This is a genomic window from Nonomuraea sp. WAC 01424 (assembly GCF_003947315.1).
GTDB lineage: Bacteria > Actinomycetota > Actinomycetes > Streptosporangiales > Streptosporangiaceae > Nonomuraea > Nonomuraea spiralis.
This window is the reverse complement of the sequence record NZ_QHHZ01000001.1, coordinates 388,133-407,718: the sequence shown is the minus strand read 5'-3', so window position 1 is coordinate 407,718 and position 19,586 is coordinate 388,133. Positions and strand designations below refer to the sequence as shown.

At 71.3% G+C, this 19,586-nt stretch carries 15 protein-coding genes and 1 pseudogene; 9 read left to right on the top strand and 7 right to left on the bottom strand.

Features of this window, described 5'->3' with window-relative positions:
* Window positions 1-57 precede the first annotated feature (57 nt).
* Window positions 58-1,020: a VOC family protein gene (locus DMB42_RS01840; protein WP_125629921.1), complete on the top strand. Its 963-nt coding sequence runs from the start codon at window positions 58-60 to the stop codon at window positions 1,018-1,020.
* 366 nt (window positions 1,021-1,386) lie between these two features.
* Here DMB42_RS01840 and DMB42_RS01835 read toward each other — a convergent pair whose 3' ends face one another.
* The gene (locus DMB42_RS01835; RefSeq protein WP_125629919.1) at window positions 1,387-1,923 is read right to left on the bottom strand and encodes a helix-turn-helix domain-containing protein; all 537 of its coding nucleotides are present in this window, start codon (window positions 1,921-1,923) and stop codon (window positions 1,387-1,389) included.
* Between the two features lie 168 nt (window positions 1,924-2,091).
* Here DMB42_RS01835 and DMB42_RS01830 point away from each other — a divergent pair, with 168 nt between their 5' ends.
* The 4 genes and pseudogenes from DMB42_RS01830 to DMB42_RS01815 all read left to right on the top strand — a co-directional run bounded on the left by DMB42_RS01830 (window position 2,092) and on the right by DMB42_RS01815 (window position 6,346).
* Window positions 2,092-2,895 carry an SDR family NAD(P)-dependent oxidoreductase gene (locus DMB42_RS01830; RefSeq protein WP_221761972.1) on the top strand — a complete coding sequence of 268 codons (804 nt, stop codon included), beginning with the start codon at window positions 2,092-2,094 and terminating at the stop codon, window positions 2,893-2,895.
* Between the two features lie 686 nt (window positions 2,896-3,581).
* Window positions 3,582-4,145, top strand: a pseudogene (locus DMB42_RS01825) (serine hydrolase); the annotation flags it as partial.
* Window positions 4,146-4,316: 171 nt separating this feature from the next.
* Window positions 4,317-5,423 carry a cytochrome P450 gene (locus DMB42_RS01820; protein ID WP_125629917.1) on the top strand — a complete coding sequence of 369 codons (1,107 nt, stop codon included), beginning with the start codon at window positions 4,317-4,319 and terminating at the stop codon, window positions 5,421-5,423.
* A complete protein-coding gene (locus tag DMB42_RS01815; protein ID WP_125629915.1) occupies window positions 5,411-6,346 on the top strand; it encodes a LuxR C-terminal-related transcriptional regulator in 936 nt (311 codons plus the stop codon). Before DMB42_RS01820 ends, DMB42_RS01815 begins: the two co-directional genes overlap by 13 nt.
* On the opposite strand, the gene DMB42_RS01810 is transcribed toward DMB42_RS01815, so the two are convergent.
* Genes DMB42_RS01810 through DMB42_RS01795 form a run of 4 tightly spaced genes read right to left on the bottom strand, consistent with a single transcriptional unit; the run spans window position 6,332 to window position 12,925 of the window.
* Window positions 6,332-7,084, bottom strand: a complete 753-nt coding sequence (locus DMB42_RS01810) for a thiopeptide-type bacteriocin biosynthesis protein (RefSeq protein WP_125629913.1) — start codon at window positions 7,082-7,084, stop codon at window positions 6,332-6,334. The two genes, DMB42_RS01815 and DMB42_RS01810, sit on opposite strands and share 15 nt — an antisense overlap.
* On the bottom strand, window positions 7,081-9,357 hold the full coding sequence (locus tag DMB42_RS01805; RefSeq protein ID WP_125629911.1) for a lantibiotic dehydratase: 2,277 nt from the start codon (window positions 9,355-9,357) through the stop codon (window positions 7,081-7,083). The genes DMB42_RS01810 and DMB42_RS01805 overlap by 4 nt, the downstream gene beginning before the upstream one ends.
* A complete protein-coding gene (locus DMB42_RS01800) occupies window positions 9,354-10,676 on the bottom strand; it encodes a SagB family peptide dehydrogenase (protein ID WP_125629909.1) in 1,323 nt (440 codons plus the stop codon). Before DMB42_RS01800 ends, DMB42_RS01805 begins: the two co-directional genes overlap by 4 nt.
* Window positions 10,677-10,687: 11 nt before the next feature.
* Window positions 10,688-12,925 (bottom strand): TOMM precursor leader peptide-binding protein, encoded by a 2,238-nt coding sequence (locus DMB42_RS01795; protein ID WP_148109007.1) that lies wholly within the window; start codon window positions 12,923-12,925, stop codon window positions 10,688-10,690.
* Window positions 12,926-13,477: 552 nt separating this feature from the next.
* Between DMB42_RS01795 and DMB42_RS01790 the strand changes: the two genes are divergently transcribed.
* Window positions 13,478-15,289 (top strand): BTAD domain-containing putative transcriptional regulator, encoded by a 1,812-nt coding sequence (locus tag DMB42_RS01790; RefSeq protein WP_185844419.1) that lies wholly within the window; start codon window positions 13,478-13,480, stop codon window positions 15,287-15,289.
* On the opposite strand, the gene DMB42_RS01785 is transcribed toward DMB42_RS01790, so the two are convergent.
* The gene (locus DMB42_RS01785) at window positions 15,279-16,100 is read right to left on the bottom strand and encodes a DUF4344 domain-containing metallopeptidase (protein WP_125629905.1); all 822 of its coding nucleotides are present in this window, start codon (window positions 16,098-16,100) and stop codon (window positions 15,279-15,281) included. The two genes, DMB42_RS01790 and DMB42_RS01785, sit on opposite strands and share 11 nt — an antisense overlap.
* 143 nt (window positions 16,101-16,243) lie before the next feature.
* Window positions 16,244-17,926 (bottom strand): BTAD domain-containing putative transcriptional regulator, encoded by a 1,683-nt coding sequence (locus tag DMB42_RS56270; protein ID WP_125629903.1) that lies wholly within the window; start codon window positions 17,924-17,926, stop codon window positions 16,244-16,246.
* A 149-nt stretch (window positions 17,927-18,075) separates the two neighbouring features.
* Between DMB42_RS56270 and DMB42_RS01775 the strand changes: the two genes are divergently transcribed.
* The 3 genes from DMB42_RS01775 (at window position 18,076) to DMB42_RS01765 (ending at window position 19,583) form a co-directional block, all read left to right on the top strand.
* Window positions 18,076-18,666 carry a tetratricopeptide repeat protein gene (locus DMB42_RS01775; RefSeq protein WP_125629901.1) on the top strand — a complete coding sequence of 197 codons (591 nt, stop codon included), beginning with the start codon at window positions 18,076-18,078 and terminating at the stop codon, window positions 18,664-18,666.
* An 87-nt stretch (window positions 18,667-18,753) separates the two neighbouring features.
* The gene (locus tag DMB42_RS01770) at window positions 18,754-19,131 is read left to right on the top strand and encodes a hypothetical protein (protein ID WP_125629899.1); all 378 of its coding nucleotides are present in this window, start codon (window positions 18,754-18,756) and stop codon (window positions 19,129-19,131) included.
* A 92-nt stretch (window positions 19,132-19,223) separates the two neighbouring features.
* On the top strand, window positions 19,224-19,583 hold the full coding sequence (locus DMB42_RS01765; RefSeq protein ID WP_125629897.1) for a hypothetical protein: 360 nt from the start codon (window positions 19,224-19,226) through the stop codon (window positions 19,581-19,583).
* The last annotated feature ends 3 nt before the right edge of the window (window positions 19,584-19,586 follow it).

The window sequence follows — 19,586 nt, the reverse complement described above, 5'->3', positions numbered from 1 at the left end:
AGTGTACTCTCAAAAGAGAGTCTACTATCGAATTTTTCAGATACGGAGGGGTCCGTGATGGGCGACGACATCAACGGTCTGCATCACGTCGGGCATATCGTGCAGGACATGAACCAGGCGATGGAGCGATACCGCCGGCTCGGCTTCACCGTGTCGGCGCCTGCCTATCCCGTCCTCCCGCGCGTCCCGGGAGGCCCCGCCGAACCGTGCGGAGTGGCCAACACCCATGTGTACTTCCCGCGCAACTTCATCGAACTGGTAGCCGTCATCGACGACACCGGCCGCATGCCCGGCGAAGCCCGCCCCGTCCCGCTGCAGGCGCCTGACGACAAGCTGCCAGGGCTGAGGGCGGCCATCCGCGCCACCGCCGCCACCATCACGTCCTTGCTCCAGCGTTTCCAGGGCCTTCACATCATGCTCGCCGATACGCCGGACATCGACAGCGTCGCCGCGCGGCTGACCGCCGCTGACGTTGGCCACGGTGGCGTGCACGCCATCCAGCGACCCGTCGAGACCAGCATCGGGACCAAGATGGAGCCCGCCCGCTACCTGGAGATCTCCCATCCCCATCTGCCCGCCGGACGTGTGCCGGAAGGCAGGATCGGATTCGCCGAGAACACTCCAGTCGAGGCACTGGACGACGAGCAGCACACCGACCATCCCAACGGCGCCACCGGGCTGGTCGAATGTGTGCTGTGCGTCGCCGACTCGGCATTGCCCGAGCTTGAGCACCGCTACGGCACCTACTTCGGCCAGGCACGGGATGGCCAAGTGACACGTTTCGACCGGGCGAACATCACCGTCGTGGCCGCATCGGCGCTCGCCGGCCTGCTGCCAGGTGAACGCCCGGCGGCCCTGCCGGCGTTCGTCGCCTACACAGTGTCCGTACGCGACATCGCCGCCACCGAGAGGCTCCTGCGCGACAACGACATCCCGGTCACCCACACCGGTACCGGAGAGATGTTCGTGCCCGCCAACGCCGCCCTGGGCGCCGCGATCATCTTTCGCCAGGATGACTGAGGCAACCTCCGCACGATGAGGCTCATGACGATCCTCCGGGGAGGCTGTCGCGTAGAGACGTCAACGGGATGAGAGCCACCCCAGCGCCGAGTTCCTTGGGGGCGGGTCCGCCCGGCGTCGGGGGTATCGGCCAGGTGCGCTGGCCGTCCCGACGCGGCCAGTGACCCCGACGACGCGCCGCCGAGCGGCTGGGAGCCCGCGCTCGCTGAGCTCGCCCGCCGCGCCGCCGACGCGGCCACCACCACCATCGCCATCGCCGCCCGCAGCCTTCATACAGCGCCCGCGCGTCATCGAGTCCGACGACGAAGCGGCGATCGGCATGGCGATCAACACGGCCATCAGCCGTCGCAGTGCGCGGGATCCCGCCTACCGGGCTGAGGCCTCATCTCCGAGAGCGGAGTGTTGTCGCAGGTCGGCGACCTTCGGGCGATTCTTTCGCGCGATCATGAGGGCCTCGGGGAAGCCGGGGCCGTGGACGACGTGGATCTGCGCGAGGTCGGTGACCTCCCCGCAGGTGTCGCAGGTGGTCTGCTCGGTGATCGCCCCATCGCAACCGGTGTGCCGGTACAGAATGGGCGGGCCGCCGGGCGCCGCCCATCGATCACCCCACTGCGTCAGCGCGATGATCACGGGTGCCAGGTCGAGTCCCTTCCGGGTCGCGGCATAGCCGCTCCGATCGGGGTGTTCCTTGCTCGACCGGCGTTCGAGGACGCCCGCGTCGACCAGGCTGTCCAGGCGTTTGGCCAGGATGTTGGTCGCGATGCCCAGGCGCTGGAAGTCGGCGAACCGGGTCGCCCCGGCGAACAACACGTCGCGCACGATCAGCAGGCTCCATCGCTCGCCGATGACCTCCAGTGCCCTGGCGGCCGAGCACACCTGCGTGTCGTAGGTCTTGCCCAGCATGACGACCCCACCTCCCAGAGGAGCACTTGCGTCATGCAAGACTACCCCTCTAACCTCGCTTGCATCACGCAAGTGGGCTCTCATGTGCCGGACGGCGGCATGGCCGCGGCCAGGGAGCCCGCCTGTCCATTCGGAAGAACAATCATGTGGAGGTCACCGATGAGCGGATTGCTGCTCAAGGACAAGAGCGCTGTGATCTACGGAGGCGGCGGCGCCATCGGCGGCGCCATTGCACGGGTCTTCGCCCGGGAGGGCGCGAGGGTCTTCATCGCCGGACGGACACGGGCGAAGCTCGACGCCGTGGCGCGTGACATCGCCGCCGCGGGCGGAAAGGTCGAGACCGCCCAGGTCGACGTGCTCGACCAGGAGGCGGTCGAGAAGCACGCCGACGCGGTCGCGGCGACGGCCGGCGGCCTCGACATCGCCGTCAACGCCGTGAGCGTCCAGCACGACCAGGGGACTTCGCTGGCGGATCTGTCGCTGGAAGAATTCATGCGGCCGATCGACGGCTTCTTGCGGACGCTGTTCATCACCAGCAAGGCCGTCGCCCGGCACATGGGGGGCGAGCGTACCGGTGTGATCCTGACGCTGTCGGAGCCGGGTGCCAAACTGGCCGTAGGCGGCATCCTGGGGCACGCCGTGAGTGCGGCCGGCAAGGAGGCGTTCTCCCGGGTTCTGGCCGCGGAGCTGGCGCCCGGCAACGTCCGGGTCATCGGCATCCGTCCCCACGCTGTCGTCGACGCGCCGGCAGCCGGTTCCTACACCAAGGAGCTCTTCGAGCACACCGCGGCAGCGGCCGGGCAGTCGGTCCAGGAGATGCTCGAAGGCGGGGCGATGGCGCAGGGGACGCTGCTCAAGAGGCTTCCGACGCTCTCCGAGATCGCGGAGACGGCCGCGTTCCTGGCTTCGGATCGAGCGGGGGCCATGACCGGGACGATCGCCAATCTGACCAGCGGCGCGATCGTCGACTGAGCTCAGGCTCGCCAGGACGTACGCCGGGCGGCGAGCGCGGTGGGGTGCGGTGGGGGCGCGGTCACAGGACCGGCGGGGGCAGGCTCGGCGCGTTCGCCGGCCCCGAGACGGGGGCCGGCTTCCGGATCATCGAGTGGAAGGCCACCTGAGGACGCAACTCGCCGGCGGCACGGATATGGCGCTGCCTGGCGCGTCGGGCGGTGCCGTGCCAGTCGGCAATGTCCTAGCTGCAGTTCAGAGAAAGATCGCAGAAGTTCGGCCAAGCCCGTGCTCGAGTAGCCCTTGCTCCAGATCAGCAGCCAGCTGTCGCTCAATGCGGTCTGTGTGCAGATCCTTTCGAAGGTATCTGAGTTCTCGATCAGGAAGATCCCGATGGCCTCGCACCTCACTACCCCAAGCGAAAGAACGCCGTTGGCGGGCAGACTGACCCAGGGTTGTGCACGGGATGCGTCCGCAGCCACGACTCCGACGCTCCACACCAACGGACCTCGCAGGCGCACCTCGGTGTCCGGTTTGTCGACGGCCTCGTCAAAGGGGAGGTCGATGAGGTTGGCGAACGCCTGCATACGGGCAGGGGTCCAACGTTTGGAGCCCCGTAGTGCCTTGGCTGCGAGTTCCTTGGCGCTGAGGCGCTTGCCCAAGGCGGTGTATGACCACCACACGGAGGCAGCGCTTACGCCACCAGCCGCCCGCTCGACCACGACCCCGGCGCCCGCTACTCCTACAACAACTACAACTTCCTGCTGCTGGGCCGGATCATCGAGAAGGTATCGGGCCTTGACTACGCGACGTGGGTCAAGAACAAGGTGATGGCCCCGCTGGGCGTGACCCGGCCGAGACTGACCACCAACCCGGGCACCGGCGAGGTGCCCTATCTGTCCAAGTACACCACCACGACCGTGCTCGACGAGTCCGGAAAGGTCGTGCCGTACCCCTACGGCGGCACCAATTACGCGAGCTGCGACTCCTCAGGTGGCTGGGCGGAGACCGGCGCGTTCGAGAGCGGATCCTGGTACAGCGGCGGCTGGTTCGTCCGATCCGTGGGCAGCGCGCTCAACCTGTGGCATGCGGGTTCGATGCCCGGGGCCTTCGCCGTGCTGAGCAGGACCCACAACGGGATCGTGCTGTGCGCGACCTTCAACAGGCGCGAGGAGTCCGGCTCGCCCGACTTCGACGCCTTTCATGACGAGCTCTACGACGCCGCTCAGGCGATCAAGACCTGGGAGGGCCGGCTCTGGCGAGGCCGCTGAGGTTTTGCCGTCAACCCTGTGTCAACCGGCTGTCGATCAGCGAGTTCTTGGATCGGGTGATCGTAACGACCTGGGGGATGACTTGTGCAAAAACCACCGCGGCTTCCGTTTCCCGGACTCCATCCGTTCGAACTGGCCGCCGGCTACCTGGAAGGTCCGGCCGTCCGCAGGGTGACGACCCAGGCAGGGGACCCTGCCTGGCTGGTGACGGGCTACGCCGAGGTTCGCGACCTGCTGTCGGACCGGCGACTGGGAAGATCGCACCCGTGTCCCGAACGTGCCGCCCGCCTGTCCGGCTCGATCAGGCTGGGCGGCCCGGCGGGCGGACACGCGAGCGAGTGGGCAGATCATGCCGCCATGCGGCGGCTGCTCAATCCGGCCTTCTCCGCCAGGAGGACGGCCGCGCTCCGCGGGTTCGTCCGGCACACGGTGGAGGAGGTGCTGCGCGGCGTGGCCGCCCACGGTCCGCCGGCGGACCTGCGGGTCTGTTTCTCCCGTCCGCTGGCCGGGCGGGTCATCTGCGAGCTGCTCGGCGTGCCGTACGCCGACCGTGACGACTTCGCCGCCTGGGCCGACGAGGCGAGTCTGCTGAGCGAGCCGGAGCGGAGCTGGGCGGCCTGGGGCAGGCTTGTCGCGTACGTGGAGGAGCTGCTCCGCAGCAAGCGCCGCCGACCGGCACGGGACCTGCTGAGCGACCTGGTCGTTGCCGAGAGCCCGTTCTCCGTCGCCGAGCTCGCGCGCCTCGGCGCGGCGGTGCTCTTCGGCGGGTACGCCACCACGGCCCTGCGCGTCGACTTCGTGATGGCCTTCCTGCTGGCCTGCCCCGACCAGCGGGCGCTGGTCCAGCAGAGTCCGGATCTCGTCGGGGCCGCGGTGGAGGAGGGGCTGCGGCTGGCGTCCGCCAACACCCACGGGATACCTCGCTACGCGCACACCGACCTCAGGATCGGCGGGGTGACGATCAGGGAGGGGGACGGGATCCTGCTCAACGTGCCGGCGGCCAACCGGGATCCCGGCGTCTTCCCCGACGCGGGCGGTTTCGTGGTCACCCGAGACTCTCCGGCCGCGCATCTCGCCTTCGGCCGCGGGCCGCGCCACTGTGTGGGCGCCGGGCTGGCCAGGCTCGAGCTCACCGAGGCGGTGAGCGCGATCCTGCGCCGCTTCCCCGGCCTGCGGCTGGCCGTCCCGGTGGCGGAGCTCCGCCAGGTGGGAGGCACCACGACCGAGGACTTCGAGCAACTGCCCGTGGTGTGGGACGAGCACCGATGTCCGAGCTGAGCGACGAGGCCGTGCAGATCTATCTGCACGTGGTCCGGCATGGCGGGACCACCATGGCCGAACTGCGGGAGGGGCTCCGCCTCCGGGAGCCCCCCGCGCGGGCCACCACCTGGCTCACCGGCATGGGCCTGCTGCGTGAGGACTCCGGAGGCCGCCTGCACGCGATCGGGCCGGCCCTGGTGGCGGCCGGGACTCTCCAGGAGGAGGCCCGGCTCCGCCTGGAACAGCTGAGGCTGGAACGTACCCGCAGCGTGCTGGCCGAGTTCGGGCCGCTGTACGTGCAGGCGCTCGACGGGTGGCGGGAGCAGGCCGTCACCGTCGTCCCCATGGCGGAGGCGGAGGCGCTGCTCGACAGCGAGCTGTCCGCCTGCGCCGAGGAGGTGGCCGTGGCACAGCCGGGGGAGGAATCGGTTGCCCCCGGGCTTTCCCGCGCGTTGGAGCGCGGTGTCGCGGTCCGGCTGCTGTGCCCGCACGCGCACCGGCGCATCGCGAGGTCGCGGCAGGACGTGCTCGACCTGTCCGGGATGGGCGCGCAGGTGCGCAGCGTCGCCGAGGTGCCCGCGCGCGTCTTCGTCCTGGACGCCAGGGTCGCGCTCGTCCCGGCGTCCGGCGAGCCGGCGACGATGCTGCTGGTCCGGGAGCCGACGCTGGTGGCGCTCGTGCACCGGGTCTTCGAGTCGTACTGGACGTCGGGGGAGCAGTTCGCCGCAGAGTACAGCGCGCCGGTGCTGGACGACCTGCGGTCGACCATCCTGGCCATGCTGGCGGAGGGCGCCAAGGACGAGTTCATCGCCCGCGCGATCGGGCTGTCGGTCAGGTCGTGCCGCCGGCACATCGCCGAGATCATGAAGACGCTGGGCGCACAGAGCCGTTTCCAGGCCGGATACCTGGCCAAGGAGTTGACTCCGTCAGCCGAGGAGTAACTGCTCGGCGATCAGCGCCTCCTCCAGCACGTTCAGGCCGAGCCGGTTGTTCGTGGTGTGGACGAAGTGGAACAGCAGGTGCGGGGCCGTCCGAGGCCCCTCGGACAGGGCCCGTTCCAGGTGGTGCCCGTACAGGTCGGACGCCGGGCCGCTCAGGGGGGCCGGCTCCACCGGGCAGCGGCCGGCGAGCAGGCGGATCCTGGCCCGCCGCTCCTGGTCGTGGCCGGTCCAGTACCACGCCATGTGGTAGAGGAAGGATCTGCGGCCCGCCGGCGGCAGCAGCTCGACCGCCGTCCGCGTGACGGCCAGCGCGGTGGCCAGCCGCCGTTCCCGCCGGCCGGGCCCGGTGAGGGACAGGGTGAGGGACAGGGCGAGCTCGCTGGATGCCTGGAAGACCCGCTCGGCGCTCGCCACGCCGGCGACGCCGCCGTACTTAGCCAGCTCGGGCTCGTAGAGAGACAGTGCCGCACCGCGCCAGGACTCGGTCAGGCGGTTCGGCCACGCGTCCCGGACCTCGAACACCTGCCGGGCGAGCCGCCGTACCTCGCAGATGCGGTCCGGCGCCGCCGCCAGGCGCAGCCGGACGTGCGGGCCCCACCGGTCGGTGAACCGGAGGAAGAACCAGCGCTCGATCCCTTCGGCCGCCTCGATCAGCCGGCTCAGCGGGTGTTCCACCACGTCCTGGAGGTGGTCTCCCGACTGGACGACCAGCCGGTAGTAGAGCCAGTCCCGCCTCATGCGCCGCCGTCCAGCCGGACGAGGGCGACGAACTCGGCGGCACGGGCGCGGCCGGAGCCGTCGCGCACCCAGTGCTGCTCACGGGTGGGCAGAGCCTCGGTCAGTTCGATCTCCCCGCCGGTCAGCTCGTGGTCGAGCAGCGCGACGGTGTGCGGCGCGTGGAAGTCCACCCAGAACGGTTTACGCCCGCCGCGCCGTACGAACACCTGGCGCGGGATGGCATGAGCGGCCCGCCAGACGGCGAGGTCGGCCAGGTGCCGGGCCCACGAGCCGGTACGCCGCGGGACGGCGCCGGCGGGCAGGCGCCACCGCGCCCGGCTCATGACCACCCTGCCCTGCCGCACCCTCGCGGCCGCCGTTGCCGACGTCTCGGGGAGCGCCGGGATCCAGGGGTGGGTCAGCGTGGCCAGCAGCCGCACCGGCCCGCGGAGCAGGGGCAGCGGCATGGCGCCCAGGTAGACGAAGGCGGCAAGGGCGCCCGCCGGGTCACGGACCTGCAGCGTGCCGGTCCGGCGGTCGTGGGTCACCGCGAAGCCGCGCAGGTCGCGGCCTTGCGGGGGGCCGAGATCAGAAGGCCAGGCGACGCGCTCGAAGAGCCGGGCGGCCGGCATCTGCACGGCGGCGAAGTCGGCTCCGGCGAGCAGCTCGTACACCGTGCTGCCCGGATGCAGCGAGGAGATCCAGGCCTGCAGCGTCTCCGCCGTGCCGCGGGCGCCGTCCCATCGCGCGGCCTGCCCGCCCGGCTCGACGCAGACCTGGTTGACCACCAGGGTGTAGTCGCCCCGGTCGAGGGCCGCGCGGCCGTCCGCGGCGAGCTGGTAGAACACCGTGGCGGCGGGGAATCCCAGCGTGCCGCCGGGCTGCGGCGGGTGCGCCGGGGAGGGGGCGGGGGTCCACGGGTAGGTGTAGAGGAACTCCAGAAGGTCGTCGCAGCGTCCACCGGAGCCGTACCGGGCGACGAAGTGCCGGACCAGACCCTCGTACAGGCGCGTTCGGCCGAGCCCGGCCCGGATCCGCGCAGCCACGACGCCCAGATCCTCGGTCACCTGTGGGGGGAGGGCGGGCAGCGGCACGTCGTCGGCGGGCCGGGTCTCGTGGAACAGGGGCGCGTTCCGGAGCCAGGCGGGCGGGGAGGTCTCCAGGCGTTCGAAGGCGTCGGCGGCGGCCTGCCGCACCCGGGCGTCGAGCCGTACCCGTTCGGCGGCGTCGGCGGCCGGCATCCGCTGTTCGGCCCGCTTCAACTCGGCGAGGGCGTCGGACAGGGGGCCCGCGGGCACGCCGTCGGCGATCCGGGCCAGACAGTCGCGTTCGCCGGATCGCCACGGGACATCGGGGAGGAGGAGCCCCATCTCCACCCATCTGCCGGCCAGCTCCGTCCCGGCTCCGGGCCAGGCGTCGAGAGGTCGCGCGTCGAGAGGCCGGGCACTGTCCGGGCGGTCAGGGGCGAGGTGTCCAGGCACGTAGAGGGAGGCGTCCGTCAACTCGTCCCAGCGATGCGCCAGGAGCCCGGCGGGCACGTCGTAGCAGGGCAGCATCGCGTACCAGGTTCCCGCGACATCGCGCAGGCTCGGGTTGACCCGGGAGGGGAACCGCGACGACAGGCGCGGGTGCTGCGCGCAGGCCCGGACGAGGGCGACCGCCAGATGAAGGGGAGAGCTCACCGCCGCGGTCGAGGGGACGGTACGGCCCAGCGACCCGAACGGGCTCGGCTTCAGCGCCGCCCTGGTGGCGTACGACACGGCGGTCCTGCACGTCCTGCTGTCCGGCGGGTACGTCCGGGCGGATCCGGGGCCGAGCAGAACGCGCGTGAAGGCGGGGCTCGCCAGCGCGAGCGTGCTCATGATGTCGGGCCGGGTCAGCAGGCCGAACACCTGGCGGCCGGCCGCCGCGACGTGCGAGGCCGCCGCCCGGTCCGTCTCGGCCAGGCTCTCCCGCAGCGCGGTGACCGAGCGGAGCCAGGAGCCGACGAGATCGCGAAGCTCACGATCGAGGTGCCGTGCCACGGCGGCGGCGGCGGCGCGCGTGCGGTCGGAGCAGCGGCCGTTGTGGGCGTCACGCCGCAGCCTGAGCGCCTCCCGCCGCTCCTCCTCCGCCAGGCGGGGGACGACGTCGTGCAGGGCGTCGGCGACCCGGCGGCCGAGTTCCTCGGAGCGGTCGCGCTGTGTGGCGGCCCGCTCCAGCAGGCCGCCGAGCTCGGGGGCGACCAGCACGTCGAGATCCCCCACCGGCAGTCCGGCCACCCTCATCAGCACCACGGCCACGACCGACGTCATGAGGGACGGCTGCCCAGCATGAACTCGCCCACGGCCGACTCCTCGAGACGGTCGAGGCCGAGCACCCGGGCCGACAGGTCGGAGTCGCCCGACCCGAGCGCGCACGGCGCGAGCCCCATGGCGGTCGCCACCAGGTACATCGTCTGGTAGAGCACCCCGACGTTCTTGAGCGTGGCCGCGTACGCCAGGCCCCGGTACTTCCAGGACAGGCGCTGGAACCGCGAGGTGATCACGAACATGACGTCGGGGGAACGGGCCAGCCCGGCGGCCGAGCGGGCGTCGCCCAGGATCCTCGCGAGGTCGGCGGGGCGGGCCTCGATGCCGGTCAGCCGGTGATCCAGCGGGTCGTAGTGGTAGATCCCGGGGGCCAGGCCCTCGCACCTCTCGACGAGCGGGTAGAGCTCCAGGTCGTAGCAGGCGCCGCCGGACGGATAGGGCCGCGAGCTGGCCTGGTAGGGCAGCCCCTCGGCCTCTGAGAGCGAACGCACCCGCGCCACCCGGTACAGGAACTCCGCCAGCTGGTCCGCCCGCAGCGGCCGCTGTCCGTACTCGCGGATCGAGTGCCGCTGCTCCAGTACGTCGGTGAAAGCAGGGTCGCGCTCGGAGACGGCGTTCAGGTCGGGGGCGGGGAGCTCGACGACCGGCCCCGCGGGCGGCCGTTTCACGGCGGGCCGCGGCGGGATCTCCCCCCTGAACGGGTACGTGGCCCCGAACGGCTCGCCGTGCCGTCCCAGCCTGCTGCGCGAGTGGAAGAGCAGATCGTGGAACTCCCACTGGCGCAGGACGTCCGGCTCGTGGAATCCGCCGCCGGTGTCGAGCTCCAGCAGCCCGGCGGCGTGCAGGAAGGCGTCGGCCGGCCCGGACGCCTCCCGGCCGGCCGACAGGCCCGCCATGAACGGCCAGCCCTCGTCCGAGTGCCAGCGCAGGCGGACCATCGACAGCGGCGACTCCAGGACGAGATCTCCCTGGTGCGGGCGGGACATCGCGAACCGGGAGAGCCGGACCCGCGTTCCGGCGGCGAGGGGGACCGGCGCGAACGTCGCGGTGCGCGTCAGCCGCTCGACGCTCAGCACGGGGCGCTCCTCCGCGTCGACGAGGAAGCTGGTGACCAGCGGTGACAGCCGGGCGCACAGCCGGTCGAGCTCCGGGGTGCAGGTGACGCGCTCGCCCACGAGGCGGTGGAGCGCGGCCCGCAGCGCGGGCGGCACGCCACGGAGGCGGAAGGCCGCCATGGCGTGCCGTACGTGCGTGACCGAGCCTTCCGGCAGCACCTGCACGCCTTCCCTGAAGGCGAGGCGCGGTGACAGCTCCGGGTTCATCTCACCACTCCTCAGACGAAGACGCCGATGGGGTTCAGCTGATCCTCAGTGAGCGGCTCAGACAGCCAGCCCAGCTCCACGGGCACGTCGTAGAGGCGTCCGGGCGCGTAGCGGGGCCAGAAATGCCGCATCCCGGGCACGATGACCTTCACCACGGGCAGCCCGGTGTCCGGCCGGGTCTGATCGAGCACCAGCATCTCCATCCCCTTGCTCTCCACGATCCGCTGCGCCTCCAGCAGGTCGTCGCGGAGGTTGGGACGGAAGACGCAGGGCTGGCCGGCCGCCGTCCGCGCGGGCAGGCTCGCGTGGGGCAGCAGGTAGGGCTGGTTCGCGACGGTCGCCGTACGCCACCACCGCACCTGGTACGGATCGTCATAGGCGTAGGAACCCGTGCCGTCGGCCCGCATGGGTAGCACCGCGGGCAGGAACTGGTTCATCTCGGTCATGGCCCGCGAAATGGCGATGCGCATGTCGAAATGCGCGCCGAACGCGACGAGAATGTCTTCCGCCGGTTTGTCATATCGCCGGGAAACGGCCGCGGCGACCGGGACGTCGAGATCGGTGGTGAGGTCGAGAATCCACGTCTCGCGGTTCATCCGATGGTACTCGTGCTGCCATCGGGCGAAATAGTCGTCACCGAATCCGGCCAGCTCCACGCCCGGCCGGGAAATTCGGTTGTACCACCAGATGGCGACGCTGTCGCGTTCGACGAGTTCCAGGAATCCCTGCAGTGCGGCGTCCTCCGTGCTCGATCCCGCGGCGGCGCCGTTGGAATCGGCCTTCACGACACCGCCGCCGCCGGGGTATTGGTAGTACAGCGAGCCGGTCGGCAGATATTTGTGGCGCTGTTCGGTCAGTGACCACACCGGGCTCCATTCCATCGTGGCGTTCTCGTCGAACGCCTCGGGCACCCAATGGAACGGGCAGTCCCCGGCGTTCCAGGAATCGCGTTCGCTGATCTGCCGGTCGCTGTAGCGGCAGACGGCATTGGGGTGGATGGCCCGGTCCCCGAGCGAGCGCAACGAGCCGGTGACGCGGGGCTCGTCCCCCTGGAAGACCCCCGAGTAGCGTTCGACGGCTTCGGCCAGCGCGCCGGCCTTGGCCTGCACGTCGCTGCGGCCCTTGCCGCCGCTGCTCATGCGCAGGCCGGTCCGCAGCCCGTCCAGGTCGCGCGCGCGGGCGGCGAAGTTGTGTCCGGCGGTGTAGGTGTGCAGCAGGTCCGTGTCGGTCTCCTGTTTCACCAGGCGGGGGACGAGGCCGGTGACCGGGCTGACCAGATGCTGGTGGTCGGCGAGGAACCGCTCGGGATCGCGGGCCCGGTGCCCACCGTCCGACGTGGCCGCCTTGACGCGGTCGGTGAACCGCACGGCGTCGGGGACGCGCTCGGGTCTGGTGTCGGCGGTGCCGCATTCGGGGCACTGCGGTCTCGCCTGCACCGCGTGCTGCTCCGGCGTCAACATGAGGGTGTCGAGCGTGATCACGGCCTCTTCCTCCGTACGCACGCCGGCCAGCCACTTGTGCGCCTCCAGCGCGGCCAGCCGGACCGCGACGGCCACGCCGGCGGGGACGTCCGTGGCCGCCAGCGGCAACTCGGGCAGGCCGCCGGCCCGTCGTACGAAGGAGGCGACCGGGTGGTGGCCGCGCAGGCGGTGCTCCAGGCAGGCCCAGCACGCGGACCGTCCGGGCCGGAACAGCGGGCCGATCCAGATCGTCGTGCCCGTCGGCTTGGCCAGCAGCCACGGGCGGCCCTCGCGCAGGCAGGCCCGGTTGATGCCGGCCAGCCCGGAGTGCAGGTAGTGGTCGGTCAGCACGACGGTGAGGCCGGCCTCGGCGCCGCCCAGGCGCAGCCCCGCCTCGTCGGCCGCGCCGGTGAACCACTCGCGCCGGGTGCCGCCCAGCGCGAGCACCCGCACACTGCCGGCGCGCACCGACTCGCAGGCCGTGTCGCCGTTCAGCCCGGCACGCTCCCAGTACCCCGCCGCCCGCCGATCGGTGCCCGGATCCATCTCGACGACGTGCCCGGCCTCGGCCAGCAGCCCGAGCGCCCGCTCCACGGCCTCCTCCCCGTACGCCGCGGCCAGCTCGCCGACGACCTCGGCGCGGGTGCGGGATCCGTCCAGCAGAGGCGCCATCTTCTCGATCAACGCGCCGCGCAGAAGGAGCTGACGGTGTTCGGACATGAGAAACACGCCGTGCTCCGGCACCACATGCGCCGCGGCGAACCTGGTGAATCCAATGACGACCGGCAATTTCGCTCCTTCGGGTGAAAAATGATTCGGCCCCCCGCGTGGGGGGCCGAATCGGCTGTCGTTCAGATCAACAGCTGTTTACGTCGGCGGAAGGGTGAAGCACAGGACGGTGCTGGTGCAGCCCCGTGCGATTCCTTCGGCGTCCGAGAGTTCCTCGATGGTGATGTCCATCGCGGCCATCCTGGTGTCTTCCATATTCATCCTTTCGTTAATCAGTCGCAGCCCACGCAGAAAACGGAGCTGAGTGACGACGGCGCCGTGTCGACGTCCTGGCTCAGGTCCTCGATCGTCAGTTCCGGGGCCGTGCCCATGGAGTGGTCCATGGTTCCTCCTTTCGGTAATTCCGGGGGACGGGAGCCACTCTGCCCGGCATTCCGGGAATTCGCCACGAAAAGCAGACGGCAGGAACCTGCCACGGCAGCAACCTGAGGCATGGGACGGCGATCCGGGCGATCGACGGGTCGTCGATTCTTCGTCCATGAAACGTCTATCGGCCGCCCTCACCATTGCCTGCGTTCAGATCGGAACCGTTGGGGGTCAACGATGCGGTCGATGCGTTTCGGCGTGCTCGGAACTGTCGAGGTGTGGCGGGGGAACGAACGACTGGAGGTGGGCACGCCACGCAACAGGGCGGTGCTCGCCCGGCTGCTGCTGTCGCCCGGGAGGATCATCCCCGTCGACCAGCTGCTGGACGACCTATGGGAAGGGTGCCCGCCACCGCAGGCGCTGTCCTCGTTGCGGACGTTCGTCTGCCGGCTGCGTCGCGTGCTCGAGCCGCCCGCCCAGGAACCCGGCAGGCCGTCCGTGCTGATCACCGAGCCGCGCGGCTACGTCCTGCGCGTGGAGGAGGCGGCACTCGACTCGGCCAGGTTCGAACGGCTGCTGCGGCAGGCCAGGGCGGCCGCCGATCCACGTACCGCCCTCGACCTGGTCGACGAGGCACTCGGCCTGTGGCGGGGTCCGGCCTACGCCGAGTTCGCGCACACCCTGTGGGCGCGGGGAGAGGCGACCAGGCTCCAGGAACTCCAGCTCGGGGCGACGGAACGCAGACTCGACACCCTGCTCGCCCTGGGCCGGCACGCCGAGGCGGTGCCCGCGCTGGAGGCGCACGCGCGCGCCCAGCCCACCCGCGAGGAGGGCTGGCGGCTGCTCGCTCTGGGCCTCTACCGCTCGTCCAGGCAGGGCGACGCCCTGGCCGTACTGGCCGAGGCGCGCCGCTACCTGGCCGGCGAGCTCGGTGTCGATCCGGGGCCTGAGCTGCGCAAACTTGAGGCTGACATCCTCGCGCAGACCTCCGAGCTCGACCTGCCGCCGGCGCCGGTGGCGACCAGGAAGCCGGTCACCCGCCTGCGCTGCCTCGGCAGGGACGACCAGCTCGCGGCCGCCGGGGCGGCCATGGCCGCCGCCGAGTCCGGCACCGGCGGCAGCCTGCTGTTCGACGGCGTGCCGGGCGCCGGCAAGACCCAGCTCCTGAGGGGGGTGGAGGCCCTGGCCGACATGCGCGGATTCCAGGTGGCGCAGGCGCAGGCGCATCCGCTGGAGAGCGAGTACGACTACGGCGTGGCCCGGCAGATCTTCGAGCCCATCCTGTACGCCCTGCCGGCGCAGGAGCGGCGGCAACTGCTCAGCGGAACGGTCGAGCCTGCGGCCGACATCGTCTGGCACAACCGGCCGTCGTCGGGTGGCCCCGACGCGCTGCACGCGCTCTACCGGCTGGCCGTGCGGCTGGCGGAGCGGGTGCCGCTGCTGATCCTCATCGATGACCTGCAGTGGTGCGACCCCGGCTCGTTGCGCTGGCTGGCCTACCTGGCCAGGCGCATCGAGCGGGTGCCCCTCCTGGTCGCCGCGAGCACGGCGGCCGGCGTCCCGTCCGGTGACGGTCAGCTGCTGGAGTCGCTCTGCTCGATCTTCGGGCTCGTGCGCCTGGGCGGTCTGCCCCGCGAGGCGGCGGAGGCCCTTGCCGGCGAGTTGCTCGGCGCGGACCCGGAGCCCGCGTTCATCTCCTCGTGCCTGCGTGCGACGGGCGGCAACACGTTCCTGCTCACCGAGCACATGCGGGCGCAGGGGGCGGGGGAGCGGTCCACCTCCATCGAGCGGTGGGTGGCCGGCCAGCTGCGCCACGCGGGGCCCGGGGCCGCCGCGCTGGCCGAGGCGGTCGCGGCACTCGACCACGACGCGGAGTTCCACGCTGTGGCCGACCTGGCCGGTCTGCCGGACAGCCAGGCGGCCGCCGCCCTGTCGGCGCTGGTCGGCATGGGGATCCTGGGCGACGGGTCGCCGCTGCGGTTCACCCAGCCCGTCGTGCGGCGGGCCGTGCTCGAAGGCGTGCGGGCCGGTGTCCCGCAGTTCGCCCTCAGTCCTTGATGTGCGGCTCCAGCAGCTTCATCCATGAGTCGGCGAGCTTCTCGTACTCGGCCGGGCACTTCGCGGCGCGGCCTTCCGGCAGGCCGTCCTCCCCGACCCAGTCGGCGTAGGCCTTGGGGTCGGAGCCGTAGATCCAGCACATGTAGTTGAAGGCCCGCTGCTCGTCCATCGAGTGCTCGTCGTAGAACGGCAGCGCGGCCCGGTCCTGGTCGCCGGCCGACGAGAAGTAGTAGTTGATCGTCTGGACGCTCGCGGAGTCGTCGTCGTCGTTCTGGGACATCATGAACGCGGACAACTGGTCGGCCGCATCGTCCTCCTTGCCGAGGGCGGGCAGGTCGTAGAGGTCGATCACGGCGTGGCCGAGTTCGTGGTACAGCGTGTCGACGAGGTTGGCCTGGCCGTGCTCGTCGTTCTCCGCCTCCGAACCGGCCTTGTCGCGATACCGGGTGAAGCCGTCGGCCACGAGCTCGTAGCACATGGTGATCTTCTTCTCGTCCGGGCTGTAGTAGGCGTTCACCTCGCCGCACTGCTCACCGGCCAGTGTGACGTCGTACGGCAGGATGAGCATGCCGTTGAGGCTGGTGGCGAAGCCTTCGAGCACCTTGCCCGGCTTCAGCAGCCGCAGCCCCTCGGTGGCGAGGTCGGTGTCGGCCTCGCCGTACTCGGCGACGAACTTCCCCCCGGCGGCTTGGGTCGCCTTGGGGGCCTCCTCCTTGGCCGCCACCGGCTGGTCCGTGCTGCCGCAGGCGGACAGCATGGCGGTGAGGAGCAGCACGCCGGCGCCCATCGTGAGCTGATTCCACTTCATCATGTCTCCAGGTCTGAGTTGACCCTCGGATCCTGCAGCCACGATCTTGGTGTCCGATGGACGGATGGTCTCCGCGACCGGCGTGCGCCACCGGCGGTTCCGTCAATGTGCCGTCGATCGGCCGTCGACGATGACGGGCCATCGTCTCAGGTCATGACCAGTGGCACGACGAGCCTGTCCGACGGTTTGGTGAGGGTGTGGCCGTAGAGCCACAGCAGCGTGTGGAAGCGATAGTGACCCGGGCTGGGCGAGTCGAGCATGCCCAGGTCGACGAGGCTCTCGACGATCTCCTCCGCGTCGAGCGCCGCAAGGCCGAGCACGTCCGCCGCGACAGGCAGCGAGAACGAGGTGGTCGGGAGATTCGTGAGCAGCCTGAAGGTGCGCGCCTGCGTCGCGCCGAGCCGCTCGTAGCCGAGCCGGAAGGTCGCCTCGACGGTCATGGTGCCGAGCCGCAGCTCGGAGAGGCGGGTGCGCTCGTCGGCCAGCCTCCTGACCAGGGAGGAGATCGTCCACAGCGGCCTGGAGACCAGCCGGGAGGCCGCGATCCGCACCGCGAGCGGCAGGAACCCGCACAGGGCTCCGGCGGCATGCGCCGCCGCCGGCTCGGAGGCGACCCGCTCTTCCCCGACGATCCTGGTGAACAGCCGCACCGCGTCGCGGGGTTCGAGCACGTCGAGGTCGACTCGGCCGGTGGTCGGCAGCCCCGCGGGCTTGGCCCTGCTCGTCACCAGCACGGCGCAGCCTCCTGTCCCCGGCAGCAGGGGCCTGACCTGCGCGTCGTCCACGGCGTTGTCCAGGACGACGAGCATCCTGCGGTTCACCATGAAGCTGCGAAACAGCGCCGCCCGCTGTGCCGGGTCCTCGAGGACGTCAAGGTCGGGATGGCCGAGCGCGCACAGGAACTCGCGCAGCGCCGCGGCGGGCTCGACGGGCCGGCCGCCGGCTCCGCACAGGTCGATGTGGAGCTGGCCGTCGGGGAACGCGTCGCTGAGCAGGTGGGCGACGTGGATCGCCAGGGCCGTCTTGCCCACGCCGCCCTTGCCGGAAAGGCTCACCACGGTGGTCGCCTGCCCCGAGACGGACTTCAGCACCTCGCTGAGCAGGGCGACCTCGTCGTCCCTGCCGGTGAAGTCGGACAGGTCGGCCGGCAGCTGGGCCACCCGGGGGAGTGCCTCGTCCTCGTGGCGGGCCGGCGACGGCCCCGGGTCGACCCGGGAGGGCAGCAGCTGAGGGTCCGACGTGAGGATGCGTTGATGCAGCTCCCTGAGCTCGCCCCCCGGGTCGATGCCGAGTTCCTCGGCGAGCAGACGCCTGGTGCCGTCGAAGACCTCCAGCGCCTTCGCCTGCCGGCCGCAGCGGCACAGGGCCAGCATCAGCAGAGCGCTCAGCGACTCCCGAAGGGGGTGCGCGGCGGACAGCACGGCCGGCTCCGCCGCGGCCTCCGTGGCCCGTCCGAGCTCGATGTCGAGTTCGAGCTTGACCTGCAGGGCGCTCAGGCGGCGATCGCCGAGCCGGTCGCGCTGAGCCTCGGCGTACGGCCCGGCCGCACCGTCCATGGCGTCGCCCTGCCACAGCCCGAGGGCCGCTGACATCAGCGTGCGGGCACGGGTGAGGTCGCCTTCCGCGCAGGCCCTCTCGGCCTCGGCGTACCTGTCCTCGAAGACGGCGACGTCCAGCGCGTCCCTGGGGACGGACAGGGCGTAGCCGGTGCCCGCGGAGACGACCACGCCCGGCCTCGACCTGTCGGCTTCCAGCACCTTGCGCAGGAGGTATGCGTAGGTGCGCAGGGTGCTGAGGGCGCGCAACGGCGGGTCCTGCCCCCGGATCACGGCGATGAGCGCGTCGCAGGTGATCGCCCTGCCCTCGTGCAGGAGCAGCGCGCCGAGTGCCGCGCGCTGCTGCGGCGAGCCGAGGTTGAGCTCTTTGGCGCCTTATCCTCGGCGCCGTCCTGCACGCGCTGGGGCTGGGCGCGCTGCGGGTGCGCGGCGTCGACGAGGCGATCAGCCTGCTGTCGGCGGCGCTGGCCGTCGCCGAGGCGCAGCACAGCCCCCAGCTGGCGGCCAGCGCCCACGGCCTGCTGGCCATGGCGCTGGGCGACGCCGGGCTTGTCACCGAGGCCAGGGCCCACGTGCGGAAGGGGCTCCGTCTGGCGCACGAGATCGGCGACACCCAGGGGATCGGGGTCAACCACATGGGCGCCGCGGCGGCGGCGTTCCATTCGGGCGACCTGGAGGAGGCCATCGACAGCCTGCTGGAGAGCGCTCGCGCCTACCGCGAAGGCGGGCTGCCACTCAGGGCGGCATGGGCGTCCCACCGCCTCATGGATGCCTACCGCGCCCTGGGGCGCCCGCAGGAGGCGGTGCGGGTCGGCGAGGAGGCGCTGCCGCTCTACCGGTCGATGAACGACCCCTTGCTCGCCGGCAGGATCCTGGGCCGTCTCGGACAGGCGTGGACCGACCTCGGGGAACCGGAACGGGCCCGGCGCTGCTGGCAGGAGGCCGACGCGATCCTCGGCCCCTACGACATGGCCGAGGGACGAGCCGTCCGCCGCCGTCTCGGGATCGACTGACGGGAGGGGTTCACCGGTTGATGACCAGCTGTCCATGGCCGCGGCGAAGGCTGTCGTGACCCATAGCGACAGTACGGAGGAAAAGACATGTCCAGCCACAGACTCGCACTGAGCGTCTCCGCCCTCGCCTTCCTGACCCTGGGTGCGGTGGCCTGCGGCTCCGGCGGCGAGAGCGCCGCCGTGGCCGACACCAAGGGGTGCAAGGAGCTGCGAGCCGTCATGGCGACCACGCTGACCGAGCTGCAGCACAAGGCCGGGGACCTTGAGGCGATGAAACAGCTCTACAGCGAGAGCGCGCAGAAGCTCAAGGGGCTGAACGTCGACGAGAAGGTCAAGGAGGCCCAGGACGCGGCCGTCTCCCTGTACGAGGAGCTGGCCGCGATCGGCGCGCCGGAGGAGGCGGACGAGCACACCGCCCAGGCCAGTGAGACCGTGTCGAAGCTCAACTCCGCCTGCGCCGCCTGACGGACGCCGAGCGCCTGCTCCGCCTGCGGCAGAGCCCCGCGTGGACGGACCGTTCATCAGCCGTCAAGGTGGGTCCCGCAGGATCTGGCGCCATGAAGATCGTGATGACCATCGCCCTGATGACCGCCGTACCCTTCCTGACCGGTTGCGGCTCCACCTCCGTCGACGCGTGCAACGCGGCGGCGGCGGCCAGCGCGACCTGGGAGAAGGAACTCGGCTCCGCGCAGGGTGCGGAGGCGGTCAAGAAGGTCAACGCCGCGTACAAGGCGGTGCTGACCGAGCAGGCGGGCAAGGCGGACGGCGCGGTCAGGTCGGCCATGAACGACATGGCCGCCTCGCTCGACGCCGCCGACGCCGCCATCGACGCGGGTGCCGAAGCGGGCATCGACGCCGCGCAGAAGGGCACGGACGCGAAGACGACAGCGCTGAACTCCGCCTGCCGGGCGGGCTGAGCC

What these genes read in the sequence shown, in the direction of transcription:
- DMB42_RS01840 (WP_125629921.1), top strand. Translation starts at nt 58, where the DNA reads ATGGGCGACGACATCAACGGTCTGCATCACGTCGGGCATATCGTGCAG.
- DMB42_RS01835 (WP_125629919.1), bottom strand. Translation starts at nt 1,923, where the DNA reads ATGCTGGGCAAGACCTACGACACGCAGGTGTGCTCGGCCGCCAGGGCA.
- DMB42_RS01815 (WP_125629915.1), top strand. Translation starts at nt 5,411, where the DNA reads ATGTCCGAGCTGAGCGACGAGGCCGTGCAGATCTATCTGCACGTGGTC.
- DMB42_RS01810 (WP_125629913.1), bottom strand. Translation starts at nt 7,084, where the DNA reads ATGAGGCGGGACTGGCTCTACTACCGGCTGGTCGTCCAGTCGGGAGAC.
- DMB42_RS01805 (WP_125629911.1), bottom strand. Translation starts at nt 9,357, where the DNA reads ATGACGTCGGTCGTGGCCGTGGTGCTGATGAGGGTGGCCGGACTGCCG.
- DMB42_RS01800 (WP_125629909.1), bottom strand. Translation starts at nt 10,676, where the DNA reads ATGAACCCGGAGCTGTCACCGCGCCTCGCCTTCAGGGAAGGCGTGCAG.
- DMB42_RS01790 (WP_185844419.1), top strand. Translation starts at nt 13,478, where the DNA reads ATGCGTTTCGGCGTGCTCGGAACTGTCGAGGTGTGGCGGGGGAACGAA.
- DMB42_RS01785 (WP_125629905.1), bottom strand. Translation starts at nt 16,100, where the DNA reads ATGATGAAGTGGAATCAGCTCACGATGGGCGCCGGCGTGCTGCTCCTC.
- DMB42_RS01770 (WP_125629899.1), top strand. Translation starts at nt 18,754, where the DNA reads ATGTCCAGCCACAGACTCGCACTGAGCGTCTCCGCCCTCGCCTTCCTG.
- DMB42_RS01765 (WP_125629897.1), top strand. Translation starts at nt 19,224, where the DNA reads ATGAAGATCGTGATGACCATCGCCCTGATGACCGCCGTACCCTTCCTG.